Here is a 16,665-nt window from a genome sequence, read left to right on the forward strand (position 1 = left end):
GGACGATCAGTTTGCAGCCGGACATCGCGCCAGCAGATATTGCGCGACGCTTTGGGCGTGTTCCGCCACCTGCGGCAGCCCCATCAGTTCGCCGAAGCGGCCACGCGCCGCCGGGCCGGCCACCAGCAGGCGCGGGTTGGCAAGGCCGTCGCCGCCGATCGCCTGGCTGTCGGCATTGACCCACAGCCCCAATCCCAGCGGATCGGCGCGCAGCGCCCCCTGCTCCGCCAGCGAGCTGAGCAACGGGCTGGCGGCGATCAGGCCAGCATGGGCCGGACCCGTAGCGATCAGCAGCCGCTGCGCCTGCAGCGCCCGCTCTGCGCCCTGGCGCGGCAGAATCGTCAAACGCACGCCCTGCGGCGTGGGTTCTGCCCGCCGCAAACGAGCGGCCAATATCTGCAGCGTGCCCGCCGCCTGTTGCTCCGCCAGCAACGTGCTCACCTGCGGTGCAATGCGATAGCGGTGCACGTCCCAATAGGCGCGCAGATGCCGCAGAAAGCGCTGCTGTTCGGTCGGCGTCAATGCTTGCCACAGACGCTGGCCCTGGGCGCGCACCTCGTCCAACACCGCCTGCCACGGCACCCGTTGCCCAGCGGCGCGCGCCACCTCAAGGCGCACCTGCCGCACCCCGTCACGCAGTCCGGATGGCGGGGTAAACGACCACGTCGGGTACTCCCCTTCGGCATTGGCACGCGGCAACAAGCCATGACGAGAGAACGCGGTAATCGGCCCACGATGCCCGCGGCGGTGCAACGCCGCCACCGCATCGGCCATCGTCAGCCCGCTGCCGACGATCGCCAACGATTCATCGGGTTCAATCTCATCCAGCGCCCCCTCCGCCCAGGGATTGGCGATTAACCGCGCGTCGCGCGCCAGTTCCGGGGCGATCTGCCGCGGCAGCGCGGGCGGCGGATGGCTGGTCGCCAACACCACATAATCGCCCCACAGCCGTTCGCCGCCGGCGGTGATGACGGACGCGCCCTGCGCCTGCGGCTGCAGGTACTGCGCCCGATCGCGCAGGTGCCGCAAGCGGGCCTGGCCCGACTGCGCCGCCTGATGAAAACGCTCCTCGACATAACGGCCGAAGGCGCCGCGCTGCGGATAGGCCTTACCGTCGCGCCATAGCGCCTGCGGATCGGCCGTCAGCCCGCCGCCCTGACGGAACCAGCGGTCAAAATCCCCCGCGGGCTCATCCGCCAGCTGCATCCTATCGGCCGGAACGTTGATGCGGTGGGTCGGCTCGGTGGTCGAATACGCCACGCCATAGCCCGGCGCGGCGCGCGGTTCGATCACCGTGACATCCACCGCTCCGCGCGCCAGCTGGATCGCCAGCGCCGCGCCGGTGAAACCGCCGCCAATAACGATAATATGGGCACGCTTCGCCATCAGCCCTCCCGCTGCGCCGGGCCGGGACGACGATCGCCGCCGATGGTTTCGCCAAACGGGCCGGTATTGATCGTGCGAGCCGTCTGATGAGCCGACTGTGCCAGCGGCAGCAGCGGCATCACCAGCTCGGCGAAGCGGTGAGCCTCTTCCAGATGCGGATAGCCGGAAAGGATGAAATTGTCGATGCCCAGCGCCTGATACTCGCGTATGCGCGCCGCCACCTGCTGCGGATTGCCCACCAATGCGGTGCCGGCGCCACCGCGCACCAGGCCGACGCCGGCCCACAGGTTGGGGCCGATGCGCAGACTCTCGCGCGAGCCGCCGTGCAGCTCGCTCATGCGGCGCTGGCCGGTGGAGTCCATGCGCGCAAAAATCTGCTGCGCCGCCGCGATGGTGTCGTCATCCAGATGCGCGATCAGTCGCTCGGCCGCCGCCCAGGCTTCGTCTTCAGTTTCGCGCACGATAACGTGTAGGCGAATGCCATAGCTGAGTTTACGCCCCTGCCGCTCGGCGCGCTGGCGCACCGCCGCCAGCTTTTCCGCCACCTGAGCCAGCGGTTCGCCCCAGGTCAGGTAGGTGTCGATCTGCCCAGCGGCGATGTCGATCGCTTCCGGCGATGAGCCGCCGAAATAGAGCGGCGGGCCGTTTTCCTGCACCGGCGGGAACAGCAATTCGGCGCCTTCGACGCGAATATGCTTACCGCTGAAATCCACCTTCTCCCCTTGCAGCAGCCGTTGATACACCGTGAGAAATTCCTGTGTCACTTCGTAACGTTCGGCATGGCTGAGGAAGATGCCATCCCCTTTGTTTTCCACCGGATCGCCGCCGGTCACCACGTTGATCAGCAGGCGTCCGTCCGACAGCCGATCCAGCGTCGCCGCCATGCGCGCCGCCAGGCTCGGCGGCTGCAGCCCGGGGCGCACCGCCACCAGGTAGCGCAACCGGCGGGTGATCGGCGCCAGCGCCGCCGCCACCAGCCAGGAATCCTCGCAGCTTTTACCGGTTGGGATCAGCACGCCGTAATAGCCGAGGTTGTCGGCAGCCAGCGCCACCTGCTGCAAATAAGGCAGGTCCACCGGGCGCCCGCCCTGCGCCGTGCCCAGATAGCGGCCGTCGCCGTGGGTCGGCAGAAACCAGAAAACGTTGATGCGCTCTTTCACTGACTCAGTCATTTATGCCTTTCCTATATAACTATTTTCAGTATTTATCGATAGAAAAACTTTGCTTGGTTATAAAAAGAAAAGCAGGATGCATGCCACATTGCAGATTTTAAAAAACCAATAAATATCAATATATTGATAAAATATCGACGTCAAAACACTGCTGCATTGGCAGCAGGCAGCGGCGGAAAGCTGTTGCCAATGCAGCACCGTGCGCCTTTTATCCTCTCGCGGCTGCCCATTGGCTGGGATAAGATTTTTTTCCCATCGTCGTAGACAGGAGACGCCCATGTACGATCCCCAACCGTTCGCCGCCGACAAGCCGGTGCTGATCGATCCGGCGTCGCTCGCTCTGCAAAGCGTGCTCGATCGGCTGGCTCCCACCGACGCCACCGTGCTGATCGTCGGTGAAACCGGCACCGGCAAAGAAGTGGTGGCGCGCTATCTGCACCACCACAGCGCGCGCCGCCATCAACCTTTCCTGGCGGTCAACTGCGGCGCGCTGACGGAAAGTCTGGCGGAAGCCGAACTGTTCGGCCATGAGAAAGGCGCCTTCACCGGCGCCGTCGGCACTCATCAGGGCTGGTTCGAAGCGGCGGAAGGCGGCACCCTGCTGCTGGACGAGATCGGCGAGTTGAACCTGTCGCTGCAGGTCAAGCTGCTGCGCGTGCTGCAGGAACGGGAGATCACCCGCGTCGGTTCGCGCAAACCGCTGAAGATCGATGTGCGGGTCATCGCCGCCACCCACGTCGATCTGGCCGGCGCGATTCGCCAACGGCGGTTCCGTGAAGATCTCTATTACCGCCTGAACGTGGCGGCGGTGACTTTACCGCCCTTGCGCCAGCGGCCGGAGGATATTCCGGTGCTGGCCAGACATTTTCTTGCGCTGTACGCCCGCCGTCTGGAACGGCCACTGCCGCGGTTGACGGTGGAAGCGCAGCAGGCGCTGCTGGACTACCCTTGGCCTGGCAACGTGCGCGAGCTGGAGAACACGCTGCATAATGCGGTCTTGCTGAGCCAGGAGGGGGCGATCGCACCGCAGCAACTGCAGCTCACCCATCGCCTGACGGATAACGACGGCGGCAGTGACGACGCCATCGACCGCTTTGTGCAGCGGCAGTTGCAAGGCGACAGCGCACAGCTTTACCAACGGGTGCTGGATGCGCTGGTGCGCAACGCCTTCGAAAGCAGCGGCGGCAACCAGCTGCAAGCGGCGTCGTTGCTTGGCGTCAGCCGCAATACCCTGCGCACCCATTTGGCACATCTTGGTCTGATCAAACCGCGCCGTCGCAGCGCCGGCGCACCCGCACATTCACCGGCCATCGCCGCAGCGTCTCTGCCCGAACGCGAACTGCGCATCGGCTATCAAAAGTTCGGCAACCTCGGGGTGCTCAAGGCGCGGCAAAGCCTGGAACAGCTCTTCGCCACACAGCGCATCAGCGTGTTGTGGAGCGAGTTTCCCGCCGGGCCGCAGCTGCTGCACGCGCTCGACGGCGATGAGATAGACTTCGGCACCACCGGCGAAGTGCCGCCGATCTTCGCCCAGGCACAGGGCAATGCGCTGGTGTACGTCGGTTTTGAGCCGCCTGCGCCGCAGAGCGTGGCGATGGTGGTGCCGCAAGACAGCCCAATACGCAGCGCCGCCGATCTGCGCGGCAAACGCATCGCGCTCAACAAAGGCTCCAACGTGCACTATTTATTGCTGCAGATGCTGGACGAACAGGGATTGACGTTGAACGACGTGCGTATCGTCTACGCGCCGCCGAAGTATCCGCTGTCGGCGACCGACCTGCAGGCGGTGGACGCCTGGATGATGTGGGATCCGCTGCTCAGCGACGCGCAGCGCAACGGGGAACTGCGCGTGCTCGCCGACGGCACCCAGCGGGTGCTCAATCAGCAATTCTACCTGGCGCGCCGCGGCTTCGCCGAGCGTTCGGACGATCTGTTGCGGCCGCTGATGCAGGCGCTGCAGCACACCGGCCGCTACATCGCCGCGCAGCCGAGAGAAGCCGCTCGTCACCTTTCCAACGAACTGGGGCTGGCGAGCGCCTCACTGGAACTCGCGCTGTCGCGCCGCAGCCACGAGGTTCGCGCCATGGATTTACAGGTGATCCGCCAGCAGCAAAGCATCGCCGACCGCTTCTACGCCCTCGGGCTGCTGCCCAGAGCGATCGCCGTGCGCGAGGCGGTTTGGCCGATGTGATCCCCTGCCGAAAGCGCCAACGCCAGATGTCCGGTGGATTCCAGGTTGCAGCCGACAATGCCGCCACCTGAAAGATGGCAGGGATCAGAGATAAGGTTCGCCCAGCGTCAACATCAACCGGTTGGCCCAGGCAAAAAACGCCGTCGCCTGCACCAAATCCAACAGCGCCAGCTCATCCAGGCCCTGAGCGCGCAACGCCGCCAGCTGCCCGGCGTCGGCCTGCGGCGGCGTTGCGGATAGTGCGGCGGCAAAGGTTATCTGCGCTTGCCAGGCGTCATCCTGCCCCTGGCTCAACGCGCCGCCCGGCGCCACCGCCAGCAACCGATCTATCTCGGCTTCGCGCTTCGACAGCTGCGCCGCCTTGCGCGCATGCACCGAGGCACAGTAGATGCAGCCGTTCACCTTGCTGGCGACCGTTGCCGCCAGCTCGCGATCCTGCCGCGCCAACCCGCCGGAGGTATAAAAAATCGCCCGGTCCGCCAGCGTGCGTTGTTCCAGCACCGGATGGTTGCGCGCCAACAGGCGGAAGTAATCGGAATCGGCGTGGCCAAACCGCTCTAGCAACGCCCGGCCGGCGTCATCGAATTCCGCCAACGGTTTGGCGGCGATCCACGGCTCCCACCCCAGTTCTTGCCGGGTAAACGCCGGCGGCGCGTGACGGCCGCCTCGCGTCGTGCGCTCCGTACGCCAGCGGCCGGCCGTTACCGGCTGATGCGCCGCAGCGTCGTCCGTCTTGCCGCCCAACAGCCGGTAGCCCCGCAGCAAGCGGCTTTGGAAACTGACAAAGGCGATTAACTGCGACAATGTGACGATGGCGTCCAGCGACCAGCCGGCCTGCCGCAGCGCCTGCAAGTGCTGGGCGTTGGCGTTGGCCGGTTGAAACGCCAACCGTTCTGCATGCGCCAACGCCAGCGGCAGCCGCTCGTCTTCCGGCGCGTCGCCCTGACGTTCCAGCAGAGCAGCGTAGTGCGCGGCCAAGCGCGGCTCGCCGTGCCATTCACTGATGCGCTGAGCCAAGCGCAGCCGCTGCGCCAGCGGAAAATCGCCGGCGTCCGCAGGCGCAAACAGCGCCAGATAGCTGGACTGAACGGCATCGGTCGCCGCCTGACGGGTAGCTCTGGCCTGCGCCAGCGTGGAATCCGGCGCAATCTCGGCCAGTTCGGCCAGCAGATCGACCTGGTGCGATAATGTCGTCATAGCTTTTCCTCAACGTGATATTCATAAGCAGCGGCAGGCGTGCCGCGCCGCCAGCCCAGTTCAGGGGCCACGTGGCGGGCGATAAGATCGATAGAACGCAGAATATGGGCGTGCGGTGGATCGATAGAGTGCACCTGAAACGCCAGATCGGTGACGCGCGCCAGCGCGCTGTCCCGTTGCAGCGAGGCTATCACCTGATCTGGCGTGCCCAAGTGCACGTCGAAAGCGCGGATCAGGCCGTCGAGCGACGTATCGGCCAACCGGTGGCCGCTGGCGCGCATACGCTCCAGCCCACGGCTCAACCCGGCCGTGGCGAAGTCGCGCGCCTGCTGGCCGTTCTCGCTGACAAACGCGGTGCGCGACCCCATGATGCGCGGTGCCACCCCTGGCGGCAGCGCCGCCAGATAAGCGTCAATGATCGGATTCTGCAGTTCGTCCAGCGGCAGGTCAGGCGCGTCCGCGGGGCGCGGCTGCGTGCGCGACAGCATCAGGCCGTCACCGGCGCGGCCGGCCCGTTCCCCCCCCTCCACCGAGAACGTGGCCTGCCAGACACGTTGCGCCAGCTGCGGCGCCGCCGGGTACAGCCGGTTGTCTTCGCCGCCCAACGCCTCTGCGCGCCAGGCACTCAGCAACGTGCGCAAATTCTCGGCGAATGCCGTGTTGCGCTGACCGGCGTCGAGACCGAAAGCGGCGAAAGAAGACGGCGTGCCGCCGCCGGCCACGCCCACCTCCAGTCTGCCGTCGGACAACAGATCCAGCACCGCAGTGTCTTCCGCCACCCGCAGCGCCGACTCCATCGGCAACGTGATCACCCCGGTGCCCAGCCGGATACGGCGGGTGCGTGCCGCCGCCTGCGCCAAAAACACCAGCGGTGATGGCAGACCACCCTCATCAGCATGAAAGTGGTGCTGCGCCACCCAAGCGGTGTCGAACCCGGCTCGTTCGGCGTGCACGATCTGTTCGATCGCCAGCCGGTAGCGCTCCTGCGCACTGCCCTGATCCAGCAATCGGGTGAAGAAACCGAGTCTTTTTCCGCTCATATCGCCTCCTCGAATTTTGGCTGTCCGGCATGCGATGCGCGGCCGGGAATGGCGGCGATCAATTGACGGGTGTAATCGCTCCCCGGCATGGCGAACAGCTCGGCGGTGGCGCCGCCGTCCACCCGTTCACCGCGGTGCAATACCGAAACGCTGTGCGAAATCCGCCGCACCGTCGCCAGATCGTGAGAAATAAACAGGTAGGTCAGGTCCCGCTCCTGCTGCAACTCTTGCAACAAATGCAAGATCTGCGCCTGCACCGTGACGTCGAGCGCCGACGTGGCCTCATCCAATACCAATATTCGCGGTTGCAGCACCAGCGCGCGGGCAATCGCCACCCGCTGACGCTGGCCGCCGGACAACTCGTGCGGCCTGCGGTTCAGCAAATCGGGCGGCAGCGCAACCCGTTCGAACAACTCACGCACCCGCCGATCGCGCTCCGGTTTGCCGATCGGCGCGAAATTCAGCAGCGGTTCTTCAATCACCCGATAGAGAGTCTGTTTGGGATCGAGCGAGCTGAACGGATTCTGATAAACCAGCTGAATGCGCTGCCGAAACTGACGCAGCGCTTCGCCCCTGAGACCGATAACGTTGACGCCGTCGATCAGGATCTGCCCGGCATCCGGCCGCTCGAAGCCCAGCAGGCAACGCGCCAGCGTGCTTTTGCCCGACCCGGACTCTCCTACCAACGCATGGGTGGTGCCGCGCGGCACGCTAAACGACACACTATCCAGCGCGCGGAACCCCTGGCCGCCGGACAGCCGAAAATCCTTCACCAGCGCCTGAACCACGATCGCCGGCGGCTGCCCGCTGCGTTTCGGCGGCGGCGCAACGGCGCCGCTCAATGAAGGCACATCGGCAAACAGTTTGCGGGTGTATGCGCTGGCAGGCGCGCGCAGCACCTCGGCGGTAGCCCCCTGTTCCTGCACCCGGCCGTGGCGGAACACCAGCAGTCGATCGGCGCGTTCCGCCGCCACGCCCAAATCGTGCGTCACCAGCAACACTGCAGTGCCAAATTCACGCCGCAGCTCGTCGATCAGATCGAGAATGTGTTTTTGCACCGTCACGTCCAGCGCGCTGCTCGGTTCGTCGGCAATGATCAACGCCGGCTGCAGCGCAATAGCGATGGCGATTAATACCCGCTGCTTCATGCCGCCGGAAAGTTGATGCGGAAACTGGCGCGCCCGCAGTTCCGGGTGCGTCAGCCCGACGCGGGTCAACAGTTCCGTCACCCGCTGTTGTACCTGCGCGCGCGGCAACCGGCGGTGAATATTGACGATCTCCGCCACCTGCTCGCCGATGGTTTTTACCGGGTTGAGCGAGCTGGCGGGATCTTGCGGGATCAGGCTGATTTGCGCCCCTCTCACCGCATCCAGCCGCCGCGATGACCAGCCGGCGATATCGGTACCGTGCAGCCGGATGGTGCCCTGTTCAAGGTGGCCGTTGTCGGCCAGCAAGCCGATGATCGCCTGCGCCGTGGTGGTTTTGCCGGAACCGGATTCGCCAACCAGCGCCACCACCTCGCCCGGCTCAATCGTGAACGACACCTCATGCACCACCCTTCGCCTGCCTTCGTTGCCCTCATAAGCGATGGAAACCTTGTCCAGCGCCAGTACCGGCGGCCGCGCCGCCCGTTGCCATGCCGCTTGCATGCTCATCGCGCTTTTCCTCCCAGCGAACGGCTGATGTGGTTAGCCGCCAACACTACCGCCACCACCACAATGCCCGGGAAGGTGGTCAGCCACCAGGCGGTGGAAATGTAGTTGCGCCCTTCGGCGATCAGCAGCCCCCATTCCGGGGTTGGCGGCGGAGTGCCGTAACCGAGGAAACTCAGGGTGGCGATCGCCAGGATCGCGCTGCCGAACTGCAGCGCCGAGAAGGCGATCACCGAAGTCAGCGAGTTCGGCAGGATATGCCGCCACAGCACCGCCCAAAAGCTACCGCCGCTGCCGTAGGCCGCTTCAACGTAATCGCTGTGCCGCACTCGCACCACTTCCGCCCGTGCCAGACGGGCAAAGTTGGCAACTGAAGTGACACCCACCGCGATGGCGGCGTTGACCGTACCGAAACCAAGCAGGATGATAATGCTCAGCGACAGCAGCAGGCCGGGGATCGACAACAGCACATCGACGACGCGCATCACCGCGTCGTCCGCCACGCCGCCCAACGCACCGGCGATCAGGCCGAGCGAGGTGCCGAACACCAACCCCAGCGCCACCGCCACTACCGCGCCGGCCAGGGTTTGCGACGCGCCGTACACCATGCGCGCATACAGGTCGCGTCCCAGCTGATCGGTGCCAAGCCAATGGTCACCGCCGGGCGCCAGCCGCTGCGCGCCGGCAATGCCTTCGGTGCCGCTGTAGGCGGTAAACAGCTGCGGCGCCAACGCCCACAGCACCACCAGCGCAATGACCGCCCAGGCCAGCAAAAGCGTCAGGGGGACACGGCGGCGGCTCGGACGACTGGCGGGCAGCGCGCCTTCACTTTCAGCGCCGGACAGATCGCGCTCAGGAACCGTGGCTTTTTCAAAGGAGATACTGCTCATAGGGATGCTCCTGCCTGGGTTTTCAGCCGCGGATCCAGCAGTGGGAACAGCAGATCCACCAGCAAATTGATGATGACGAAAGCGGTGGCCGAGATCAGCACTATCGCCTGCAGCACCGCCACGTCCTGGTTGACCACCGCTTGCTGGGTCAATTGCCCCAGGCCGCTGCGGCCAAACACGGTTTCGGTGATCAGCGCCCCGGCGATCAGTTCGCCGAACAGCATGCCGGCGATGGTCAGCGCCGGCAGCATGGCGTTGCGCGCCACATGCCGCCATAGCACCCCGCTGCGGCTGGCGCCCTTGGCCCGCGCTACCACGACGAACGGCTGGGTTTGCACCGCATCGATGCAGCGGATCAGAATTTGCGCCAACGGCGCAGAGATCGGCAGCGCCAGCGTCGCGATCGGCAAAATCAACCCCTGCCACTCGCCGGGGTTAATGATCGGGATCAGCTTCAGGCGGAACGAAAAGAGCTGAATCAGCACAATGCCCAGCCAGAAGGTGGGCACTGAAACGAACAGCGACGGCAGCATCTGCAGCGCCGAACGCAGCCAGCCGAAGCCGGTCAGGTTGGAAGCAAAAGCGATAATCAGCGCCAGCAGCAACGCCACCGCAAAGCCCAGTACCGCCAACTGCAGCGTGGCGGGCAGATTAGCCGCCAGCAGCGCGGTAACCGGCACCCCGGCCTGCATTGAGAAGCCCAAATCGCCATGCAGCACGCTGCCCAGGGAATGCAGATACTGCCGCCACAAGGGGACATCCGCGCCATAGGCCGCGCGCATGTCGGCGATCTGCGCCGGGCTCAGCCCCATGTCCGGGTTCTGGAATTTGATCAGGATCGCATCGCCCGGCAGCACCTGCAGCAGGAGGAACGACAGGGTAAAGGCCGCCCACAGCACCAATGCCGCCTGCCCGATGCGCCCCGCCAGATATCGCTTCATTGCGCCCCCTTAATGTTTCTCTAACCAGGCGCCGTAGAAGCTCGGGCGGCCGACCGCTTCGAAGCTCACCCCCTTCAAATAAGGCGCGCCGGCGAACACCTGCGGCTCCTCAAAAAACGGGATCACGTAGGCCTGGTCAATCAGGTAGTTTTGCGCCTCGCCGGCTGTCTGCAGGCGCTTTTGCACGTCAACCTCGGAGGCAATGCCGAGCAGCAGGGCGTTCAGCTTGTCATCGCTAAAATTGCTGTTGCTGCTGGTACCGCCCTTCTGCAGCAGCCCATCGCGATTGGTTGGATAAAACTGACTTTTGATCACGTCCGGATCGGCGCGCCCCACCTCCACCACCGTCGCCGGGGTTTTCTGTGGGTCGAGATTATCCGCCACCCGGCTGCCGGCGTCGCCCGCCAGAATGTTCAGCCGCGCGCCGACCTTCCCCCACTGCTGAGAAACCAGCTGCAACACCGCCTTGTTCTGCGGCTGCGGCAACGATTCATACACCGTCAGCACCAGCTTCTTGCCGTCCTTTTCCCGCAGCCCGTCGCCGCCCTTTTTCCAACCCGCTTCATCCAACAGCCGGTTAGCCTGCTGCGGGTCAAATTTCAGCTTGTCGGACAGATCGACAAAGCTGGCGGCCGAGGAGGCGATCACCGATTTGGCCTGCGGGTAGTTGACGGAAAACAGCGTATCGACGATCTGTTTGCTGTCGGTGGCATGCAGCAGCGCCTGACGCACGCGCAGATCGGCCACCAGCGGGTTATCCGGCCGGAAAGCGATGCTGTCGTTGACGCCGCGCGTCGGTGCGGCATAAATGATAAAGCCCTGATCCTGCGTTTGCTTCTCGTCATAGGCCTGGATCTGGCGGATAAAATCTGCCTGCCCGGCCTGCAGCGCACCGATGCGCACGCTGTCCTCACCGGTGACGATCACCTTGATGCCGTCCAGATTAGCTCGCCCTTGTTGGGGCGATTTGGCCGGCCCCCAGTCATAATCCTTGCGGGCGCTGAGCTCGACCTCACGCCCCAGCGTTTCGCCGCTGACCACAAACGGACCGGAACCGATGATATGGCGCGCATCGCCCAGTTCGTCGTAGCTGCGGTTCAACGTGCCGAGCGATACCAGCCCGGAGCCAATAGTGGCGGTGCCCTGCAGGAAACCCGGCGACGACCGCGTGAAGTAGAATTTAACCGTCAGCGGATCCACCACTTCGCTGCGCTGGTAGTTATTGATTACCTCGGAAACCGGCAGGCGTTTCTCCTTGTTGCCCAGCCCGTAAGTGTCGAAGTTCTTCGCCACCGCGTTGGCGTCCAGTGGCGTGCCGTCGGAGAAAGTCACGCCGGGGCGCAGCTTGAAGGTATATTCGGTTTTGTCGGCGTTGCTGCTCCAGGACTCGGCGATCCAGGGTTCAATTTCCAGCGTCTTGGGGTTCTGGTAAGTCAGCTTATCGGTGATCTGATTGAGAATACCGCCGTTGGGGTAAAACCCACCGGAAGGCGGATAAAGATTGGTGTGCGCCTGCTGTTCGAGGTAGATCAGCGTGCCGCCCTGCACCGCCGCCAACGCCGGGCTCATCGCCGCCGCCCCTCCTAACGCCACCGCTATTCCACCGGTTAATACCTTGAAAGAAAACTTAAACATTCGCGCCGCACCCATATTATTTCTGAAAGTTATGGGTTAGATAACAAACCAAATCGGCGGGGAATTGAACGAACGAATTTCGCTAACCAATGGTGTAAATCGCACAAGACGCGTCGCTTGGCGACGAATGCATTTTGTTATAAAGTATCAAAATCTCAGCCAAAGGAAGACGACGATGAAAATCCAGCTGTCGCTGCTGTTTCTCACCCTGTTGGCCGGCAAGGCCGCGGCGTTTCAGTCGAAAGTGCCCGAACCGCGCCCGGAACAGGCGCGCGCGGCGGAACAAAACATCGAAAATCTGTTTTACGGCTTTCACGCCATGGACGCCCAGCCGGTGAACATCGGCAGCTGCGCGGCAGTGCCGGTAGCGGGATGTCAATGCGCATTCTGCACCCAGCTGCGGCAGGCCGGGCGTTGAGCCGCTCTCCCTTATTCAACCCAGCTCATACTGCACATTCAACTGCCCTTTCTTCATCTTTATGCCGGTGATCGCGATCGCGCCCACCTCGCCCAGCGTGGCCACATGGGTGCCGCCGCAGCCGTAAGCGGGCAGCTCGCCGAAACCGACCTGGCGCATACCGTCCACCGCCTGTTGGCGGCGCGGTAAATCGGCAGCAATCAAGCGCGCCAGCTCCGCCTGCAAAAAGTCCGCTTCTATCGTCTGTGCATCCGGTCCCGGCGCGAAAGTGATGCGCCCTTCCCCCGGCCAATGATGCGCCTTGACCGGCCGCCACCCCCGGGTTTCCCCCAGCCAGCCGATCAGATGCCCGCCGGAGTGCCAACGGGCGTGCAGCCGACGCTGCGCTTCATCGATTTGCATCGTGACCGGCCCGATCGGCAGCGGCGCGGCGGTAAAGTGCACCACGGAATCCCCCTGCTGTTGCACTCGCAGCACGGCGACGCCGTCTAACGCTCCCACATCGGACGGCTGGCCGCCGCCCTGCGGGTGGAACAGCGTGGCGTCCAGCTCCACGGCGTAAGCGCCCGCCTCGGCCGGCGCGCAGCTCAACACCTGTGCCTGGCCCTGTAAATCGTCGCTGTAGTAATAACGTCGTTCGGTCATCATTTTTCTCCTCGGTTCGAAGAGCCATTATATTCATGTCATAATCGGAGCATAATCCGCCGCCATCACAATGGACCTTTGCGTCATGAGCACAAATCTTTCTTACGCGCTGTTGCCCGAAATGGCCATTTTCGTTCAGGTGGTAGAGAGCGGCAGTTTTTCTGCCGCCGCCCGCAAGCTGGGCACTTCGCCTTCCGCCGTCAGCCGCAGCGTGGCGAAGCTCGAGCAGGCGCTGGCGCTGCAGCTGCTGCACCGCACCACCCGCAAACTGCGGCTGAGCGAAAGCGGCGAAGAGGCGTTTGCGCACTGCCGCACCCTGCTGGCGGCGGCCGACGCGGTCATGGCGATCGGCGGGCGCGGCGCCGTGGAGCCCGAAGGGCTGGTCAGCGTCAGCGTACCCAAAGCGGTGGGCCGCTTTGTGCTGCATCCGCACATGCCGGAGTTCCTGCGCCGCTACCCAAAGGTGGACGTGAGGCTGCGGCTGGAAGATCGCTACATGGATTTGATCGACGATCGGGTGGATCTGGCGCTGCGCATTACCGATCGCCCGTCGCCCGGGTTGATCGGCCGCCAGTTGATGAGAATAGACCATCTGCTGTGCGCCACGCCGCACTACCTGGCGCAGCACGGCACGCCGCAGCACCCGCACGATCTGGCGGCGCACAGCTGCATCTATCTGGGAGAGACGCCGAGCGATGCGCAATGGAAGTTCCGCCGCAGCGGCAAAACGGTGACGGTCAACGTGCGCGGCCGCTACGCCGCCAACCACACCGGCGTGCGGCTGGACGCGGTGAAACGGCATATCGGCATCGGCAGCCTGCCGTATTTTACCGCCCGCCAGGCGCTTGACGGCGGCGAGATCGTGCAGGTGTTGCCGGAATGGGATTTCCTCAGCAGCTATCACGGCGGCCTGTGGTTGCTTTACGCGCCCAACCAGTATCTGCCGCCCAAACTGCGGGTGTTTATCGACTATCTCGTCGCCTGCCTGGCGCAGGAGCCGCAGTTAAAGCGCCTTGCGTAGCGTGATGTTGATGCGGTGCGGCCCCACCAGCGAGTGGTAGCCTTCCTTGACCGGCAGAATGCCGTGAAAACAGAGCCGCGATGGGCCGCCCCACACCACCACGTCGCCGTGCGCCAATGGGATGCGCTGCGCCCGGTCGCTGCGTTGCAGGCCGCCGAACTGAAACACCGCCGGCAGCCCGAGCGACACCGAGACGATCGGCGCACCGAAGTCGTGTTCGTCTTTATCCTGATGCAGCGACAGCTTGCTGCCCGGATCGTAACGGTTCATCAGGCAAGAGTCCGGTACGAAGGGGCCAAAGCCCGCCAGCTGCGCGGCTTCGTCCGCCAGCGCCATCAGGATGGGCGGAATAGCCGGCCAGCGTTTGCCGCTGCGCGCGTCGCGTTCCGAATAGCGGTAGCCGCGGCTGTCGCTGGTCCAGCCGTTGCCGCACCAGCTCATCGCCACCGACATCACGTGCCCGCCGGGCGTGGTCAAGTGCTGCCACGGCACCTGGGCCACCACGCCCTGCACCGCCGCCAGCAGTTCCGGCCCGTGATCGCGCACAAAACCGTGCATCACCACCGCGCCGGGGGCGATCTCTTCGCGCCACGGCGGCGGCAGCGCGTCTTCAAAAAGATCGATTGTCATTGCCATACCCTGTATGAATACACAGTAGTCATTGTAACCCGCCGCCGCCGATTGTCCAGCGCCCGGCAACGCCATTGTCGTTGGCGGCAAATTTCTCTACAGTAGCCGCCATAAAATCAATCACTCACCAGGAATGCGTGTGATTAAGGGCATCACTCTTTCGGTCGTCGCCTCCATCTTGTTCGGCGCGATGTATTACTTCACCTCTACCCTCACCCCGCTGAACGGCGAACAGGTCTACGGCTGGCGCACGCTGCTGACGCTGCCGTTCCTGACGCTGTTCATGGCGCTGTCCGGCGATTGGCGCAGGGTGAGCGACACGCTGGTCGGGATCGGCCAACGGCCGCAGCGCCTGCTGGGGCTGCTGCTCACCTCGGCGCTGCTGGGGGTGCAGCTGTGGCTGTTCCTGTGGGCGCCGCTGCACGGCAAGGCGCTCGACGTATCGCTCGGCTATTTTCTGCTGCCGCTGACCATGGTGCTGGCGGGCCGTTTGATCTACCGCGATCGGCTGTCGCTGCTGCAAAAGCTGGCGGTGGCGTGCGCCATGGTGGGGGTGGGCAATGAGCTGTATCAGGCGGGCGGCGTATCATGGCCGACGCTGGTGGTGGCGCTGGGCTATCCGCTCTACTTTATTTTGCGGCGGCGTTTCGGCACCGATAATCTCGGCGGGCTGTGGTGCGAGCTGGCGCTGATGCTGCCGGCGGCGGCCTGGTTCGCCTTCGGCGACGGCGGCGCGGCGGCGCTGTCGATCAATGCCGAGCTGTATTGGCGCATTCCGCTACTCGGCGTCATCAGCGCCGTGGCATTGGTGTGTTATATCCTCGCCAGCCGCCTGCTGCCGTTCAGCCTGTTCGGCCTGCTGAGCTATGTGGAACCGGTGCTGCTGGTGATCGTCGCGCTGCTGCTCGGCGAGAGCATCAGCCAAAGCGAATGGCCAACCTATCTGGCGATCTGGCTGGCGGTGCTGCTGCTGGCGGCGGAAGGCGCGCAGCACCTGCTGCGCCGCCAGCGGGTCTGACTCAGGCGGCCAGCGTGGCGCCGCCGTCGATCACGATGTCCTGCATGGTGATGTGGCTGGCCAGGTCGGAGGCCAGGAACAACACCGCGTTGGCGATCTCGTCCGGGCGAGCGATTTTACCCAGCGGGATCCCCAGCTTGAACATCTCGGGGAAGCCGGCGATGGTGCGTTGCTGCGCATCGTCGGTTTGCCACATGCCCCTCTGCATCGGCGTGTCGGTCGAGCCCGGCGACACCAGATTGCACCGCACGCCGAACGGCGCCATTTCCAGCCCCACGCAGTGGTTCAGGCTGGTCAGCGCCGCCTTGGAAGCGCAGTAGGCCGCCATCTGCGCGCGCGGTACGTGCGCGGCGTTGGAGCCGATGCTGACGATCGCCCCGCTGCGCTGCGCCTTGAAGTGCGGCAGCACGGCACGGAACAGGTAAAACGCCCCCGAGGCATTGACGTTGATGCACTGATGCCAGTCATCCACGCTCAGATCTTCGGTATTGCCCATGCGCAGAATGCCGGCGGCGTTGACCAACACGTCCAGTTGCGGGTTCTCCGCCAGCTGTTGGCGGCACACCGCCTCCACCTGCTCCGGCCGGCTGATGTCCAGCGTCACGCAAGGGTAAGGCAAATCCGGGTTGGCGAACTCGCGGTCAAACCCCACCACCTCGGCGCCCTGCGTCAAAAAATGCCGGGCGATCTGCTCGCCGATGCCGCGCGCCGCGCCGGTCACCCACACGCGTTTGCCGGTGAAATCCATCTGAATGCTCATGCGCGCACCGCCATCCGGGCGCACAGCCGGGTCATATTGTTGTTCATCGTTGTCTCCTGCGAAAAGGAT

General features: G+C 64.5%; 15 protein-coding genes. 4 read left to right on the forward strand and 11 right to left on the reverse strand.

Going from position 1 to position 16,665, the window contains the following annotated elements:
* Positions 1-6: 6 nt before the first annotated feature.
* Positions 7-1,386, reverse strand: coding sequence for an FAD/NAD(P)-binding protein (locus tag QMZ29_RS17780; protein WP_261427118.1), 1,380 nt, complete (start codon positions 1,384-1,386; stop codon positions 7-9).
* Positions 1,386-2,558, reverse strand: a complete 1,173-nt coding sequence (gene ssuD / locus QMZ29_RS17785; RefSeq protein ID WP_043143175.1) for an FMNH2-dependent alkanesulfonate monooxygenase — start codon at positions 2,556-2,558, stop codon at positions 1,386-1,388. Before ssuD ends, QMZ29_RS17780 begins: the two co-directional genes overlap by 1 nt.
* Positions 2,559-2,835: 277 nt before the next feature.
* Between ssuD and QMZ29_RS17790 the strand changes: the two genes are divergently transcribed.
* A complete protein-coding gene (locus tag QMZ29_RS17790; protein ID WP_197769080.1) occupies positions 2,836-4,749 on the forward strand; it encodes a sigma-54-dependent Fis family transcriptional regulator in 1,914 nt (637 codons plus the stop codon).
* 84 nt (positions 4,750-4,833) lie between these two features.
* On the opposite strand, the gene QMZ29_RS17795 is transcribed toward QMZ29_RS17790, so the two are convergent.
* From QMZ29_RS17795 to QMZ29_RS17820, 6 genes are read right to left on the reverse strand one after another with little or no spacing between them, the layout of a single operon-like run.
* Positions 4,834-5,946, reverse strand: coding sequence for an alkylhydroperoxidase domain protein (locus QMZ29_RS17795; protein WP_049203570.1), 1,113 nt, complete (start codon positions 5,944-5,946; stop codon positions 4,834-4,836).
* Entirely contained in the window at positions 5,943-6,986 is a 1,044-nt protein-coding gene (locus QMZ29_RS17800; RefSeq protein WP_043143170.1) for a putative FMN-dependent luciferase-like monooxygenase, read from the reverse strand. Before QMZ29_RS17800 ends, QMZ29_RS17795 begins: the two co-directional genes overlap by 4 nt.
* Complete coding sequence (locus QMZ29_RS17805; protein ID WP_060447886.1) at positions 6,983-8,641, reverse strand: dipeptide ABC transporter ATP-binding protein; 1,659 nt, start codon at positions 8,639-8,641, stop codon at positions 6,983-6,985. The genes QMZ29_RS17800 and QMZ29_RS17805 overlap by 4 nt, the downstream gene beginning before the upstream one ends.
* A complete protein-coding gene (locus QMZ29_RS17810) occupies positions 8,638-9,528 on the reverse strand; it encodes an ABC transporter permease (RefSeq protein ID WP_261427114.1) in 891 nt (296 codons plus the stop codon). Before QMZ29_RS17810 ends, QMZ29_RS17805 begins: the two co-directional genes overlap by 4 nt.
* Positions 9,525-10,469 carry an ABC transporter permease gene (locus tag QMZ29_RS17815; protein ID WP_060433522.1) on the reverse strand — a complete coding sequence of 315 codons (945 nt, stop codon included), beginning with the start codon at positions 10,467-10,469 and terminating at the stop codon, positions 9,525-9,527. The genes QMZ29_RS17810 and QMZ29_RS17815 overlap by 4 nt, the downstream gene beginning before the upstream one ends.
* Positions 10,470-10,478: 9 nt before the next feature.
* A complete protein-coding gene (locus QMZ29_RS17820; protein WP_261427198.1) occupies positions 10,479-12,038 on the reverse strand; it encodes a TIGR04028 family ABC transporter substrate-binding protein in 1,560 nt (519 codons plus the stop codon).
* 241 nt (positions 12,039-12,279) lie between these two features.
* Between QMZ29_RS17820 and QMZ29_RS17825 the strand changes: the two genes are divergently transcribed.
* Positions 12,280-12,522, forward strand: a complete 243-nt coding sequence (locus tag QMZ29_RS17825) for a hypothetical protein (protein WP_197769075.1) — start codon at positions 12,280-12,282, stop codon at positions 12,520-12,522.
* Between the two features lie 15 nt (positions 12,523-12,537).
* Here QMZ29_RS17825 and QMZ29_RS17830 read toward each other — a convergent pair whose 3' ends face one another.
* Entirely contained in the window at positions 12,538-13,167 is a 630-nt protein-coding gene (locus tag QMZ29_RS17830; RefSeq protein ID WP_261427196.1) for an alanyl-tRNA editing protein, read from the reverse strand.
* Positions 13,168-13,252: 85 nt separating this feature from the next.
* Here QMZ29_RS17830 and QMZ29_RS17835 point away from each other — a divergent pair, with 85 nt between their 5' ends.
* Positions 13,253-14,188, forward strand: coding sequence for a LysR family transcriptional regulator (locus tag QMZ29_RS17835; protein ID WP_147823986.1), 936 nt, complete (start codon positions 13,253-13,255; stop codon positions 14,186-14,188).
* On the opposite strand, the gene alkB is transcribed toward QMZ29_RS17835, so the two are convergent.
* A complete protein-coding gene (alkB, locus tag QMZ29_RS17840) occupies positions 14,171-14,818 on the reverse strand; it encodes a DNA oxidative demethylase AlkB (RefSeq protein WP_147823987.1) in 648 nt (215 codons plus the stop codon). The genes QMZ29_RS17835 and alkB overlap by 18 nt on opposite strands.
* Positions 14,819-14,957: 139 nt before the next feature.
* On the opposite strand from alkB, the gene rarD reads away from it, so the two are divergent.
* On the forward strand, positions 14,958-15,836 hold the full coding sequence (rarD, locus tag QMZ29_RS17845; protein ID WP_049295949.1) for an EamA family transporter RarD: 879 nt from the start codon (positions 14,958-14,960) through the stop codon (positions 15,834-15,836).
* A gap of 1 nt (position 15,837) precedes the next feature.
* On the opposite strand, the gene dhbA is transcribed toward rarD, so the two are convergent.
* On the reverse strand, positions 15,838-16,596 hold the full coding sequence (gene dhbA, locus QMZ29_RS17850; protein ID WP_025303452.1) for a 2,3-dihydro-2,3-dihydroxybenzoate dehydrogenase: 759 nt from the start codon (positions 16,594-16,596) through the stop codon (positions 15,838-15,840).
* Between the last annotated feature and the right edge of the window lie 69 nt (positions 16,597-16,665).

The sequence above is a fragment of the Serratia sp. PF-27 genome (assembly GCF_030053255.1).
GTDB lineage: Bacteria > Pseudomonadota > Gammaproteobacteria > Enterobacterales > Enterobacteriaceae > Serratia > Serratia bockelmannii.